General features: G+C 43.9%; 12 protein-coding genes and 1 pseudogene. 2 read left to right on the plus strand and 11 right to left on the minus strand.

What is annotated here, in order from left to right; translation table 11 throughout:
* Positions 1–33 precede the first annotated feature (33 nt).
* The 3 genes from AM228_RS08110 to AM228_RS08120 all read right to left on the minus strand — a co-directional run bounded on the left by AM228_RS08110 (position 34) and on the right by AM228_RS08120 (position 3,461).
* Complete coding sequence (locus AM228_RS08110) at positions 34–1,926, minus strand: bifunctional serine/threonine-protein kinase/formylglycine-generating enzyme family protein (protein WP_054465632.1); 1,893 nt, start codon at positions 1,924–1,926, stop codon at positions 34–36.
* Between the two features lie 792 nt (positions 1,927–2,718).
* Positions 2,719–3,219, minus strand: a complete 501-nt coding sequence (locus AM228_RS08115; protein ID WP_054465633.1) for a DUF3368 domain-containing protein — start codon at positions 3,217–3,219, stop codon at positions 2,719–2,721.
* Complete coding sequence (locus AM228_RS08120) at positions 3,216–3,461, minus strand: UPF0175 family protein (protein ID WP_054465634.1); 246 nt, start codon at positions 3,459–3,461, stop codon at positions 3,216–3,218. Before AM228_RS08120 ends, AM228_RS08115 begins: the two co-directional genes overlap by 4 nt.
* Between AM228_RS08120 and AM228_RS08125 the strand changes: the two genes are divergently transcribed.
* The gene (locus AM228_RS08125) at positions 3,448–3,873 is read left to right on the plus strand and encodes a hypothetical protein (RefSeq protein ID WP_054465635.1); all 426 of its coding nucleotides are present in this window, start codon (positions 3,448–3,450) and stop codon (positions 3,871–3,873) included. The two genes, AM228_RS08120 and AM228_RS08125, sit on opposite strands and share 14 nt — an antisense overlap.
* 7 nt (positions 3,874–3,880) lie before the next feature.
* Here AM228_RS08125 and AM228_RS08130 read toward each other — a convergent pair whose 3' ends face one another.
* The 8 genes and pseudogenes from AM228_RS08130 to AM228_RS35025 form a co-directional block, all read right to left on the minus strand.
* Entirely contained in the window at positions 3,881–5,881 is a 2,001-nt protein-coding gene (locus tag AM228_RS08130; protein WP_231636699.1) for a bifunctional serine/threonine-protein kinase/formylglycine-generating enzyme family protein, read from the minus strand.
* Between the two features lie 269 nt (positions 5,882–6,150).
* Positions 6,151–6,300: a hypothetical protein gene (locus AM228_RS35015; protein WP_231636700.1), complete on the minus strand. Its 150-nt coding sequence runs from the start codon at positions 6,298–6,300 to the stop codon at positions 6,151–6,153.
* A 132-nt stretch (positions 6,301–6,432) separates the two neighbouring features.
* The gene (locus AM228_RS35020) at positions 6,433–6,900 is read right to left on the minus strand and encodes a hypothetical protein (RefSeq protein ID WP_231636701.1); all 468 of its coding nucleotides are present in this window, start codon (positions 6,898–6,900) and stop codon (positions 6,433–6,435) included.
* Positions 6,901–7,405: 505 nt separating this feature from the next.
* Entirely contained in the window at positions 7,406–7,750 is a 345-nt protein-coding gene (locus AM228_RS34100) for a recombinase family protein (protein ID WP_197285246.1), read from the minus strand.
* 342 nt (positions 7,751–8,092) lie between these two features.
* Entirely contained in the window at positions 8,093–8,227 is a 135-nt protein-coding gene (locus tag AM228_RS36080; RefSeq protein WP_255353167.1) for a hypothetical protein, read from the minus strand.
* A 180-nt stretch (positions 8,228–8,407) separates the two neighbouring features.
* On the minus strand, positions 8,408–10,267 hold the full coding sequence (locus AM228_RS08145) for a Gldg family protein (protein WP_054465637.1): 1,860 nt from the start codon (positions 10,265–10,267) through the stop codon (positions 8,408–8,410).
* 35 nt (positions 10,268–10,302) lie between these two features.
* Positions 10,303–11,160, minus strand: a complete 858-nt coding sequence (locus tag AM228_RS08150; RefSeq protein ID WP_054465638.1) for an ABC transporter permease — start codon at positions 11,158–11,160, stop codon at positions 10,303–10,305.
* 780 nt (positions 11,161–11,940) lie between these two features.
* A pseudogene (locus tag AM228_RS35025) lies at positions 11,941–12,963 on the minus strand (ABC transporter ATP-binding protein); the annotation flags it as partial.
* A 789-nt stretch (positions 12,964–13,752) separates the two neighbouring features.
* Between AM228_RS35025 and AM228_RS08160 the strand changes: the two are divergent.
* Entirely contained in the window at positions 13,753–14,073 is a 321-nt protein-coding gene (locus AM228_RS08160; RefSeq protein ID WP_054465639.1) for an RNA-binding protein, read from the plus strand.
* Positions 14,074–14,093: the final 20 nt, after the last annotated feature.

The raw sequence follows: 14,093 nt of genomic DNA on the forward strand, positions 1-14,093 counted from the left end.
CCCATTATCGGTGCGTTACGACTACTATTAAAACTAACTAAAACGAGAAACCGCAATGCGGAAACCTCTAACCGGGCTGCGATAGCCCGGACTGAGATAAAGTCGTAGTGCAGAGCGACAATATCCGGGAGAACTGTACCAAAATCCACCGCGCAATACCTTAGAATTCTTATGTGTCAGAATTTTTTTCAGCCAAGCTAACCAACCATTAGCTGAATTGTAATTATCGCCGTCATTTAGCCACGGTCGGCCATCATTTGGGGCACCATTGTAGCTATCATGCCAGTCATCTAGGCACCATTCCCAGACATTTCCGTGCATATCGTATAAACCCCAGGAATTTGCCACATTTAAACTGCCCACCGCCGTAGTTTCTCCGCGATAAACTCCGGTTTTTCCTTGACCGTAAATATAATTGCCGTCATAATTAGCCAATTCTGAAGAAATAGTTTCACCAAAATGGAACGGGGTAGTAGTTCCAGCCCGACAAGCATATTCCCATTCCGCTTCACTAGGGAGACGGTAATGTTTCCCGGTTTTTTCGCTTAACCGGGCACAAAATTCGATGCATTCATACCAACTGACTCGTTCTACTGGGCGGCGATCGCCTTTGAATTGTGACGGTTCGGGGTCGAGATTGAGGGTGATTTTCGGCAACATGGCTACTGCCCGCCATTGGGCCTGGGTGACTTGGGTTCGTCCCATGAAAAACTCTGGAACGCTGACAAAATGTTGGGGCTTTTCATATTTAGAATGTTCCGGTTCGTTGTCTGGGGAACCCATCAGAAAACTCCCCGAAGGAATGTTCACCATTGGCAATTCTATGCCATTAATAGGTTCAATATAACCTCGATTGCTGGCACTGTTGCGGCTGCTGATATTGCCGTGGCGATCGAGATCGACAACTTTGTAATAAAAGGTTTCGGCAGCGGATTTGGCAACGGATTTGGCAGCGGATTTGGCAACGGATGGGACAACGAATGGGGCAACGGATGGTTTGAGGGCTTGGAGAACTTCGGTAGCGGATTGATAGCGATCGCCTACTCGATAAGAAAGCATTCGATCCAAAACATTGGCTAACTCATCGCTAACGGTGACTTTCTCCCGCCAAACCCATTCCATTTGCATCGGATTAAATAACTCGTCAGTATTTCCAGAAACTAACAGATTGGGGGGGATTTCTTGCGATCCGAGAGTAATCTGAGAAATCGGACTTCTCACGGGCAAACAACCCGTTAATAGTCGAATACAAGTAACCGCCAAACTATACAAATCGCTGGCAGGAAACACTTTTCCCTGCATTTGTTCTGGGGCGGCATAGCCCGGAGAACCTGTCACCGTACCCAAGCGATTGACAATCGTAGCGGTTAATTGCTTGGATACGCCAAAATCAATTAGCACTAAAGTGCCGTTTTTAGCCCGAATAATATTCTCCGGTTTAATATCCCGGTGAATCACATTTTGTCCGTGGCAAAAGTCTAATACCGGCAGTAAATCATTAAGTAATTGTTTAATTTTTTTCTCGCTAAACTTGCCTTTTTGTTGCAATTCTTTGAGCAAATCTTGGCCGTCAATAAACTGCTGAACGAGATAAAAACGTCCATCTTGTTGTTCAAAAGACAATAGTTCGGGGATTTGGGGATGGGAACCCAAATCCCGCAATCTCTCAGCTTCTTGTTTGAATAATTTCTCGGCTTTTTTAATCGCCGAATTGTTTTGTTGTTGCGGTAAAAATTGTTTGATTACACAAACGGTATCCAGCCGCTTTTCATCGATCGCTTTGAAAGTCCGACCAAAACCACCCTGACCAATATAATTAATCGCCCGATAGCGATCGCCAATTAAAAGTTTACTGCCACATTTTTGGCAAAACTTGCTATTAGCTGGATTGGAGTGTAAACAATTCGGGTTAAAACATTGACTCATCGGTAAAATCTCTTAACCTTGAGAGGGTTAAACGCAACACAAGAAACCGGGTTTCTGGTTCACTTTCCTATGTTAACGGCGATCGCCACATAAGTAGACAGGCAGAAATAAATGCACCACATACCATATCAGAAAAAAACTGTCATTCCCGCGAAGGCGGGAATCCACAGCCTATCGGCGGGGAACGAAAAGTGCAATTAATTATGTTCACCTACTTACATAAACCCGGTTTATGGGGTTTTCTGGGGCAAGAAGCAGCGATCGCGATAAAAACCTGTAGGGGCGAAGCATAAAGCCTGACGGCATAGCTTCGCTTACCGGGCGATGGATTTCGGGGAAAAACGGATAATTTATTCCCAATCATGCGAAAGCCCTAGCTTGAGATAAAAGAAACCGGGTTTCTGTGGTGGATATCCCCAGTTATCTGTTTTCAGCGAAAAAGAAACCCGGTTTCTGGGGGTGGGAAGCGATCGCGATAAAAACCTGTAGGGGCAAAGCATAAAGCCTGACGGCATAGCTTCGCTTACCGAGCGATTAATTCTGGGGAAAAACGGATAATTTATGACCCGAATGCGAAAGCCCTAGCTTGAGATAAAAGAAACCGGGTTTCTGTGGTGGATATCCCCAGTTATCTGTTTTCAGCGAAAAAGAAACCCGGTTTCTGGGGGTGGGAAGCGATCGCCCCAGGTTTCGGAATTCCTACTAACCGGGGCGATCGCTCTTGTAATATTTAGTTTTTATTTTTTGGTTCAGAAAGTCCTGAAGAGATGATTTCGCTGACTTTTATAGATTTCAAATTTCCTCATCAGCAATTTGTAGTATCGACCGATACAATTGAGGACTAACACGGAAGTCAGCTTCTTGAATTAACCGATCTATCAATGGTTTCACTGCCGCAATTAAATTTTGATTCTTAGCTTGCAGCAGAATACCTAGTAAACCAACGACATTTAACCCCAATTCTTGAGCGAATGCTCGTCCTCGCCGTTCATCCATTAGCAGTAAATCAGCCTTGATTTCTAATGCCAATGCGATCGCTTCTGCTTCACCTAAATCAATATTTTCTCGACTTGACTGAAGCATGACAACCTGCTGCATATCTGCAACAGCCTGAGTTTGAATCCAAGATAAAGTTTGGACTTCTTCTGTTCCCGGCACAATTTTCCCGATCCCGACCATTTCGTTGTGTACGGCAACAGGAATAATTACAACATTATACAAGCGACGCAGGAGGTCTAGTTGACCGATCGCCGCTAGGTTAGTAATCGGTGATGTATCGCTAATAATAATCACAATAACCCGAGCGATCGCAACGTTTTGATGTCTGATTGAAAATCCTCAACATCGTAGTTGAGAAAGATATCCCGCTTCGCCAGTTCATGCTGAAATTCAATGACAGTTAAACCTGTCCATGCACGGACTTTTCCACTGCTAATTTTTTTTTGCTTATAAAGCAGCAGCGCAAGTTCTAGTTTTAATTCATCCTCTGTCATTTGACTGGCTTTGAGGATATCGTCAGGAATGACTACACTCATAAGTGACTCACGAATTGCCAACAGTGATTTCATTATCGCAGAGATTTCCCAAATTGCGATCGCCCACCCAGAAACCCGGTTTCTTTTCGGAAATCCCACAGCTATCTCTATAATCCACCTCAGAAACCGGGTTTCTTTTCCCTCATCGAAAATGTTGTGCGATCGCCCACCCAGAAACCCGGTTTCTTTTCGGGGATACCACAGCTATCTCTATAATCCACCTCAGAAACCGGGTTTCTTATTCCTAACCGATACGCCGAAAAGAAACCCGGTTTCTAAACTCTGGGTTCGGCGAAAAGAAACCGGGTTTCTTGTTCGCTTTCCTCAGTTAACTTTGATAGCCACAAAAGAAACCCGGTTTCTGGTTTCTGACTCGAAGCGCCGAGAAAAGGGAAAGAGGGAAAAAGAGTAAAGGGAAATTAAGTTCTCGGCAGGGAGATCCCAAAACGGAAGCCAATAGCGTAGAACCGAACGCCAGGATCGGCGTAGTTACGATGCGCCGAACGGCAATACCTGGGATAGTTGCACCAGCTTCCGCCACGCAACAGCTTATTATTTTTATGGGTGAAAATTTTTTTCAGCCAAGGGATCCAATTACGCTCAAAACGATAATCATTATCATAATCATTCAGCCACGCCAACCCATTAGTCGGGGCGCCAGTATAGCTGTCGTGCCAATCATCTAAACACCACTCCCAGAGATTGCCATGCATATCGTACAAGCCCCAGGCATTAGCAGCCTTGAGGCTACCTACGGGAATAGTTTGACCGCGATATTCTCCTTTCTTGCCGCTACCGTAAACATAATTGCCGTGGTAGTTAGCCACCTCTGGAGAAATAGTTTCCCCAAAGTGAAAGGGGGTAGTAGTGCCAGCACGACAGGCATATTCCCATTCCGCTTCACTGGGTAGGCGGTAATTTTTCCCAGTCTTTTGGCTTAACCGGGCACAGAACTCGATGCAGTCGTACCAACTGACCTGTTCTACGGGGTGGTTTTTACCTTTAAAATATGATGGGTCAGGCGGAAGATCCTGGACAATTTTCGGCAATTTGGAGACTTCCCACCATAGTTCTTGGGTAACTTGAGTCCGTCCCATGAAAAACTCTGGAACGTCAACCCAGTGTTGGGGACTTTCGTTGTCTTGGCGTTCCGCTTCTCTGGTCGGAGAACCCATGGCAAATTTGCCCGCAGGAATATTGACCATTTCAAATTCGATGTTGCCGATTCGTTCTGTGTAGCCTCGATTGCTGCCTTTTTCTCGGCTGCTGATGTTGCCGTTGCGGTCCAGTTTAACCACTTCATAATGGAATGTTTTGGCAGCGGATGGGTGGTTTGCTGGGGCAGGGGAGGGAGCAACGGATAGTATGGTGGGGGTTGCTGAAATAACCGTTGATGGAACTGATGGTTGGGTCGGTTTGGCAACGGATGGGGTGGCAACGGATGGGCTGAGGGCTTGGAGAACAGCGGTAGCAGATTGATAGCGATCGCCCACTCGGAACGAAAGCATTTTATCCAAAACCTGTGCTAACTCATTGCTAACCGTGGCTTTCTGACGCCAGACCCATTCCATTTGCATGGGGTTAAATAACTCATCAGTAATCATGCCATTGCTTTCGGTGAGCAAACATCCGGTTAACAATCGAATACAAGTAACCGCCAAACTATATAGATCGCTGGCAGGAAAGACTTGCCCCTGCATTTGTTCCGGCGCCGCATAACCGGGAGAACCTGTCACCGTACCGATACGACTGAGTACCGAGGCGGTTAATTGCTTGGACACCCCAAAGTCAATCAGCACTAGCTTGCCGTTTCGATCGCGAATAATATTATCCGGTTTAATATCCCGGTGAATCACTTGTCGCTGATGGCAAAAATCCAACACCGGCAGCAGGTCATTCAGCAGTTGCCGAATTTGCGCCTCGTTAAATTTGCCTCGTTGCTGCAATTCTTTGAATAAATCTTGCCCGTCGATGAACTGCTGCACTAAATAGAAACGTGCATCTTGTTCTTCAAAGGATAATAAATCGGGAATTTGCGGATGGTTCCCCAAGTCCCGCAGTCTCACCGCTTCCTGTTTAAATAATTCCTCAGCTTTATTCAAGGCTGGGCTTCCTTGTTGTTGGGGCAAAAATTGCTTAATCACACAGGGAGTATCCAGCCGTTTTTCATCGATCGCCCGAAAAGTGCGACCAAACCCACCCTCACCGATATAATTAATTGCCCGATAGCGATCGCCCAGCAGCAGTTTATTGCCACATTTTTGGCAAAACTTGGGACTTGCGGGGTTGCGGTGCAAACAATTGGGGTTAAAACATTGACTCATCGGTTCGACGTTTCTCGCTATGTTCCTGAGAACAGTATAAATCCACGAGTAATAGTTGGTAAAAGTATAGTCAAATATAGACAGAATGAATTTCATTGCAGAAATTCCCTTCGCTTTTACTTTGAGAGATTAATTCTCCTTGGGTGAACTACGCACCTCTCTATCCCATAGCGGTTAAACGCATTTGGGAATGCTTTTCGTAAAATATTGTAGGAACCTATAACATCAGATTGAATAAGAAGCCCCCGATCTGTACGATATAAACCTCGTTTAACTCTTTTTCCTAAAAAAACGGGTTTTTCAGTGATATTTCCATAAACTGTGAGAGGGTCTAAATTCAAAAAATTAGAAGCTGAAGTATAGGATTATTCTTGAAAAAATATCTTAATTCCTACTAATTGACATTTATACATAATCAGGTCAATTAATCGAGCATGAGGAAGGGTGACAAATTTTTGATTCTTGACTTTTCCTAAGTTCACTTCTTGTTTCCAACCGTCATTTTTCCCAATCACTAAAGTGGCGATTTGTTTGTCAACTAAAAAATTGACTAAATAACGACTAGCGGGCGTGAAGATAATTATCTATTTTCTGATTACGGCAACGGGTTAAACGGCGAATTCGGTGATAACTTTGCTGATGATTTTTTAACAGAGATTGTAACTTAGCTCTTGGTTATAAAATTGATTTAGGCTTTTTAACGGTCTGCCATTAATCAACAAAGGAGTAAACTCCGGTTGATTTGAAGTTACAGCCATCAAATTATCTATGCCTAAATCTATCGCTGCTATATGGTCATTTGGGGTTAATAACTGTTCTTTTGTCTTGGTGCGCGTTCCCTGGCGCCGTGAGACGGCGCGGGGTCGCACCGCTTCTTCATAAATCACCTCGATTACATAACAATCACATTTCGGAACGATTCTCACTTCTGCTATCCGGTTAGCCACCTGACTTGTCAACGAAATCCTAGTTTCTGATAGCTTGACTAATCCTTTTCTACAAGCTACTTTGCTTATGGCTTGAATCGTGTAAACCAAGGGATTTCTTCCTTTTTTCGGATCTTTATATCCAGGGACTTTCGGCCTCCCTAAAAATTTATCGGGATGCTTTTTCAACTCAGAATTCGCCGCGAAAAAAAATTTCCTGTTTCGCTCTAATCCTTTTAAAACTTGCTGCGATTCGCGGGTAAGGCTTTGTATTGCTCTGTTTCTTTCATCAGAGAAGCCATAAGATTATAATTTAGATACCCATGACCATAAATAAAGTTTTGACGAATTAGATAGTTAGCTGAGTTGTAAAGATTTTTAGACTGCTAAGACAAGGGATCTATCTCACTCAGGCCAAAAACGATGTCCTTTTTTGATAATATGTCTTTCCGCTAGTAACATTATTGTCCGTTTGATTTTAACTCGGCTATAATCTTTTCGGTTTTTCGTTTCGACCTTGTTAATCCATAAATTCTTGAACAAAAGGAAGTAATAATGGCGATTAAGTCTTCCATCAATTCATCTTGTTTATCCTCCCTTTGATTAACAATCTCAACTTTTTTATCTAATTCTTTTAGGAGAATCTCTATATAATTAGTTCCAAAACTAGCTAGACTATCTTTATGTTATACAATCAAAATATTGTAGTTTTGGTCAAGATTTTTGCCAATTGTTTTCGATTGTAATTTAAACCACTTTCAATCTCTTTGACAATTTTATAAATTTTGTAGCCTCTGGCAATTGCATAATCTTTTAACCGCTCCGCTTGTCGATCTAGATTATCTTTGTTTTGGCCACTGGAGACTCTGGCATAAATACAAGCTATCAAGTCAGGTTTCAAGTTGTCCGAAATCGCCTCCGAAGTTATAATAATCGTACCAGACGGCAATTGATGACCTATCAAATTTCCTTGTTTCCACCACCTCCAGGCAGTTCGATAACTGATTCCTGATTTTTTGGCATAGTCTGATAGTTTCATGTCTATATATTACCATACATGACTATATCTGACTATATTTTTATTAAAACTTTACAATACTCCATTGCTGGAGAGCCAACGTGGGGTTACTTCGTCCCCAAGAGAAGGTTATTTTGCTTTTAGGCTGTCCATCTATCCGGATACTTTTGGGACTTCGTAACGGATGAATCAAATATTTCTCCATCTTTTTCCTAGTGAATTCCTAGGATTTCTCCAGTCACTTTTTGTGCGTGGCGTGTCAAGCAGTTTCGCCACTTAGTTATTAGGAGGGTTCAAGACGATGGTTCCCATAACGCTATCCATGAGCAATTGACTCAGATGCCGACTTTTTTGACCATCTGCTTAGGTCTTATCGGCTTCGGGAGAGCTCGCTTCACAAGATTGATAGGTATTCCGCTCCGTGGGGCTGATGTCGATGTCGATGACAAAAGTGGATTGCTCCACAGAAGTCTTTGTCTGTGGGACTGTCCCACACATCTCAAGAGTTATCCTTCTTTCAGACCGCTGAAAGAAAGACCCCGCGCACGTTTTGAATATTATTCTCCACTTTTCGCTCTAACGAATCGCACATTTAAAATGACTATATTTTATAAAAAATTTTGCTAGTGGGCGATCGCCCACTAGCAAAACAAAACAATATCAACGATATCAACAATATCAACGACGTTGCAGCCATAAACTGAAAGCTGCACCAAATCCAAAGATCGGCAAGAGAATTAAGCTTAACTCGACAAATCGCCGTTCAATGGGCGCCATTACAATCCGTCGGTTGGTAATGGTTTGGGGACGAATGGAAAGTAATTCTTCTTGTTGTCCAGTTAACCAGTTTACCGAATTGAGAAACACATCTCCATTTAACTGCAATTCAAATAAGCCATTGATCATAAATTCGGAATTTCCCAATACAACCATTCTGGCTTCGGGTAGGGTTTGATTGGTAGTATTTGGTTGTTGATTGGTTGGCTGAGTTTCTGTTTCCGCAGGAGTTTCCGTTTCGGTTTCGGTAGTTTCCGTTTCCGCAGGAGTTTCGGCAGTTTCCGTTTCCGTTTCGGGAGTTGCGGTTTCCGCAGGAGTTTCGGTCTCGGTTTCCGCAGGAGTTTCGGTTTCGGTTTCCGCAGGAGTTTCGGTTTCCGTTTCCGCAGGAGTTGCGGTTTCCGTTTCCGCAGGAGTTTCGGTTTCCGTTTCGGGAGTTGCGGTTTCGGGAGTTGCCGTGGCAATGGTGCGATTCCGCGAAGCGGATCGCTGCTGCGAATCGCCTCTAACCAAAGCTACCCCTAAATAGAGTGGTCCTGGACGATCTTTCTGGGGATCGAAGGATAAATTCGGGTTATCCGGTTCACTTTCCGCCCAACTTGGTTGATTAGTAATCAGAAATGGGGTGGCTTCAATGCCTTCGATTTCTTTAAATTGAATCGGTCGAGCTAAAGGGTAAAAAGAAAAACCATTGCCAAAGTCTCTAGTAATCGGATGGTTGCCATAATTGGTAATTAAAGGAGCCGCTTGCCTTAAGCCAAAAGCCTGACCATTTCCCGTGTCATCGATCGCCAATGCTTGGTCTAAGATCACGCCCCATTCTTCTAATAGAGAATTGAGTCCAGGATCGGTTTTTGGATCGATCGCGAGTAACAGATGACCACCGCGATTGAGATAGGCTTTAATCTCCTGGACTTCTCCGGGAGCCAGGGCGCGTTTTGGCCCGATGATTGCCAGTAAAGTGGCATCTTCGGGTACAGTTTTGCTTTCGATTAAATTAATTGGTGCATTGGCAATATTTTGGGCTTGTAAGCTATTAATCGCCTGAGAAATACTGCCCCCCCTAGGGTCTAAAGACCGTTCCCCATGACCTTGGAGAAAATAAACTTTGCGGCGATCGCCTGTTAACCTAAGCAAACCATTGGTTAGCTGTTCTTCCACCAGTGGAGTTCGTTGATTCACCGACTGGACAAACTCCCGCAATTCTCCATCACTGGAAGCCACATAAACATCGCCGACATTTCTGACTTCAAACTTATTTGCTAAAGTGGGTTGTTCATAAGGATTGACAAACTCAACCAATAACTTATCATTAGAAATTCGGCTATATTTGCCTAATAATTCTCTGGTTTGGGCATCCGGTGTTTGCGTAAACACCAAAACCTTTACCTGTGAAGGCAAATTTTGGACAACTTGTTCGGTTTTTGGCGCTAGACTAAACTGTCGATTTTCCGTTAAGTCAATCTGATAAGAATACCGCAGCCCAAAAAAGTTAATTAATCCCAAGATAATTAAAATCGCGATCGTGGAAATAAAAGCATTGGCACCCGCCTCCGTAGAGCGTTTTCCCCAAAATCCCTCTCCCGACTTATCCTGAAAGATTAGCCATAACAAAAAACAAACAATCCCCGCAATAATAAAGCCAACTGGAATTGGTCCCCAATCGAGTAAAACATACCCAGAAGATAGACCAATAATCATCAAGCACGGGGCAGCAAATAATAATGTATATTTCAAATATTTTGCCAAGGTTTTACCCTTCATAATGTTTACAGATTTTCTCCCACGGTAGCGAATGATTAAGAACGGCCAAATCTCAGGGCTTCAATATATTGAGCAGTGAGAAATACTCCTAAAATAATATAACTCACTAACATCATTACACTACTGGTGTCCCAGACCCCTCGAATCAGATTGGCGTAATGTTTTTGCACCGATAAATAAGCGAGGACTTCTCCTACTCTCGATAAAATAGATAAATCTAAAGTAGTTAACCAATTTCCCAGAGATTCCAGGGAAGCCAATAATAGGACTAAAGCAAAGGTGAGAATGGCGGCAAAAATTGTACTCTCACTCAAGCAAGAGATAAACATTCCCAAAGAAAGAATACTGGCAGCGAGCAGAAGTAAGGCAAAATGAGCTAAGATCGGCACGGCTGGAGCTATTGGCGGCTGTGCGGCATTAAAAGCGATGATTTCGCACAATAATAGCGGTGCCACCATGACGGTATAAAAGGTAAAAACTCCGAGGAGTTTTCCCAGGGCAACTCCCCAGTTAGTAATCGGTGAAGTGGCTAACAGTTCTAAGGTGCCGCGCTTGCGTTCTTCGGCATAAAGCCCCATTGAAAGAATGGGTAAAATAAATAACGAAAGGGATGAAATAACCTGCAAAAAAATTTGCAGAAATTCATAAGGGACATCGATAGAATTGGGAACCGATAGCCCCATTTGGGCGTATTGTTCGCGACATTGAGCCCCACAAGCATCAATCTGTGCGGCTTGGGCGATCGCTCCCGTGGGGCCGAAAAGGATTAACCAAAATAATAGCCCAGTTAATAACCAAAAGACTCCAGCGATCGCATACGCTAAAGGAGAGACAAAATAGCTCTGTAACTCGCGGCGATAAATTGCCCCAAGACTGCCAATAAAAATCCGCATCTATTCTTCTCCTAATTCCTTGGGTCGTTCGACCAAATTACTCTCTGATGTTTCCGCTGTTTCGGATGTTTCCGCTGTTTTCGATGTTTCCGCTGTTTTCGATGTTTCGGATATTTCTGATGTTGCCGCAATATTTTCCGAACTTTCAGCGGTTATTTCGGTAATAACTTCTAACTTAGTATCAGAGTTTTCGCTGCTTGTCTCTAACTTAGTATCAGAGTTTTCGCTGCTTGTCTCTAACTTAGTATCAGAGTTTTCGCTGCTTTGTTCTACTTTATTTTCCTCAAAATATTCGCGAATTTTTGGTAATTTTTCATCTGATTTTTCCCCGATTATTTCTAACTTTTTATCCGCATTTTCGCTAGTTTCGCTGATGGTTTGTGTCTCTAATTTTTCCTCTGTTTTTTCGGTTATGGGGGTTAAAATTTGATCCTTGACATATGATTCTGACTCAGCGGATATCTCTGGTTTTTCCGGGGCGATCGCCTCAGATTTTTCTGACTGAATCTGAGTTTTGGGGGAATTTTTATGAGACGTTTTCTGAGATTTTTTCTCCGGTAGTTGTTTCCCTTTTGCCACAGGTTGTTTATCAACTGGTTGGCGATCGCCTTTTTTAAACCAGTTCCACAAAAACGCCAGAGGATTTGGTCTTTTTTTCGGAGAAGATTCTGTTTCTACCGGCGCATCATCCCACCATCCCAGAGAAGAAGGCAACGGGGGATATTTTTCCTCAACTGCCTGTGAATTCACCTGAGAGAAATCTATCGGAGTGACTGGGTTCTCCGCGATCGGTTCATCCCACCACTCTTGAGAAGAGGGTAAAACGGAAACTTTTTCATCCTGGACATTATTGGCAGGCATATCTGCTGAGGTCAAGCGTAAAAATACATCTTCTAAACTGGTGCCCAGACGTCGCATTTCATACAATTTCACCTCCACCAAAGACAAAATGTTGGCAATTTCTGGGGCGATTTCCACGTCTGGTGCCGTCGTCACGCGCCAGCGATAGCGATTGGCTGGCATATGTTCATTAGACAGCAACTCCACCGCCGTGACCCCAGAGACATCTTGAATTACCTGTTTAATTAGCTGGGGATTTTTGGCTTCTAATTCCACTTCATATGCGGATTTCGCCTGGGTTTGCTCCATCAGATTTTCCAGAGAATCACTGGCCACCACAATCCCGCGATTAATAATCGCCACTTGGGAGCAGGTCATGCTGACCTCTGGCAAAATATGGGTGGATAAAATAATCGTGTGATCTCCCGCAAGGCTTTTAATCAAGTTGCGGACTTCGATAATTTGTCGGGGATCGAGTCCGACGGTGGGTTCATCCAGGATAATCACAGGTGGGTTGTGGACGATCGCTTGAGCAATACCGACCCGTTGACGAAAACCTTTGGAAAGTTTACGAATCGTGACTTGGCGCTTTTCCTCTAAGCCACAGCGGGCGATCGCCTGGTTCACCTGGGTGGGGCGATCGCCAGCGGAAACCCGCTTTAACCGCGCCACAAAATTCAAATATCCCTCCACGGTCATCTCTGGATATAACGGCGGTATTTCCGGCAAATAACCGATTTTTTGCCGCACGGCCATTGAATTCTCATGCACGTCATAACCGGCAATTCTGGCCGTTCCCGTAGTTGCTGGCAAATAGCCCGTTAAAATTCGCATAGTTGTCGTTTTCCCCGCCCCATTGGGGCCGAGAAACCCCAGAATTTCTCCTGGTTCCACCGCAAAGGAGACATCCTGAATTGCGGTGGTCGATCCATAAGTTTTACTCAGATGCTCAACTGAAATCATGGGCGAAATCTGGTTTATGGTTGATCGATCGGTTGCCAGTATAACCAGCGGAAAGTGTCACCAGCGAAAATGGAAATCTCCCTGAAATCCAGGGTTCTCCCACTCTCCGATCATTTTTTCTTCAAAGTATAGACCAATTAGTCGTGACTTGATCGCTTAGATGACCGATCTGATATTTAGTTGCGACTTGTCCTGCATATTCTTGTCCTGCATAATTTTTTATCGCTTCTATGGCGTGAGTCGGTTTGGGACTTACAAATCTGCGGAAAACTGCGATCGCGAAGTCTATGGATTACACTCAAAAGATTCTACTTGATTCATCGGTGAAAACAGTGTTTGAGAATTGCTCCTCAGTGCCATCTAATCGTTGATAGTTATCACCTGACTGCCAGAAATTTTCCCGACTTTAGATATGTCAAAAACCGATTTAACTCAAATCAACCCTCCCGCAATTACCGATCGCACCTCAGATAGATAGCATTGATAACATTGACAACATTGATATTTAAACCAGTTACTTAGAAAACACAGATTTTGGATGGTCAAACCATCACCTTTTGTTTGTTTAGGGTCGAACTCAAAGGCGATCGCCCGCTCCAGGCATCCGTTAACTTTTGTTAAATCTCTTTTACATTGTGTTTGGTGTATCCACAATTATGCTATAATCATCGGTGGTTTATCGATTTCGGTGCCAGATTTTGTTTTCAGTGACAAGCTTTTCGCTAATCGTCTCAACAGGCTGATCTCCGAAATCTCCATCTACAAAACCTTGATTTTTGGAGATAACAGATGTCAATTTATGTCGGCAACTTATCCTACAAAGTAACCTCAGAGGATTTAACTGCCGTATTTGCCGAATATGGAAAGGTGACACGAGTTCACCTGCCCACAGACCGTGAAACCCGACGTATGCGCGGTTTTGGCTTCGTAGAAATGGAGTCAGACGCCCAAGAAGCAGCCGCGATCGATGCCCTCGATGGCGCCGAGTGGATGGGTCGTCAGATGAAAGTGAACAAAGCCAAACCTCCTGAAACCGGAGGATCTTATGGCGGTAGTCGTGGCGGTGGTGGCGGTGGTCGCCGCAAAGACAATTTCTCTCGTCGCAACTAAATACTTCAATTGATCAAATC

The organism is Planktothricoides sp. SR001 (genome assembly GCF_001276715.1).
GTDB classification, from domain to species: domain Bacteria; phylum Cyanobacteriota; class Cyanobacteriia; order Cyanobacteriales; family Laspinemataceae; genus Planktothricoides; species Planktothricoides raciborskii.

What these genes read in the sequence shown, in the direction of transcription:
- AM228_RS08160 (WP_054465639.1), top strand. Translation starts at nt 13,753, where the DNA reads ATGTCAATTTATGTCGGCAACTTATCCTACAAAGTAACCTCAGAGGAT.
- AM228_RS08110 (WP_054465632.1), bottom strand. Translation starts at nt 1,926, where the DNA reads ATGAGTCAATGTTTTAACCCGAATTGTTTACACTCCAATCCAGCTAAT.
- AM228_RS36080 (WP_255353167.1), bottom strand. Translation starts at nt 8,227, where the DNA reads ATGTGTGGGACAGTCCCACAGACAAAGACTTCTGTGGAGCAATCCACT.
- AM228_RS08130 (WP_231636699.1), bottom strand. Translation starts at nt 5,881, where the DNA reads ATGAAATTCATTCTGTCTATATTTGACTATACTTTTACCAACTATTAC.
- AM228_RS08150 (WP_054465638.1), bottom strand. Translation starts at nt 11,160, where the DNA reads ATGCGGATTTTTATTGGCAGTCTTGGGGCAATTTATCGCCGCGAGTTA.
- AM228_RS08120 (WP_054465634.1), bottom strand. Translation starts at nt 3,461, where the DNA reads ATGAGTGTAGTCATTCCTGACGATATCCTCAAAGCCAGTCAAATGACA.
- AM228_RS08145 (WP_054465637.1), bottom strand. Translation starts at nt 10,267, where the DNA reads ATGAAGGGTAAAACCTTGGCAAAATATTTGAAATATACATTATTATTT.
- AM228_RS08125 (WP_054465635.1), top strand. Translation starts at nt 3,448, where the DNA reads ATGACTACACTCATAAGTGACTCACGAATTGCCAACAGTGATTTCATT.
- AM228_RS34100 (WP_197285246.1), bottom strand. Translation starts at nt 7,750, where the DNA reads ATGAAACTATCAGACTATGCCAAAAAATCAGGAATCAGTTATCGAACT.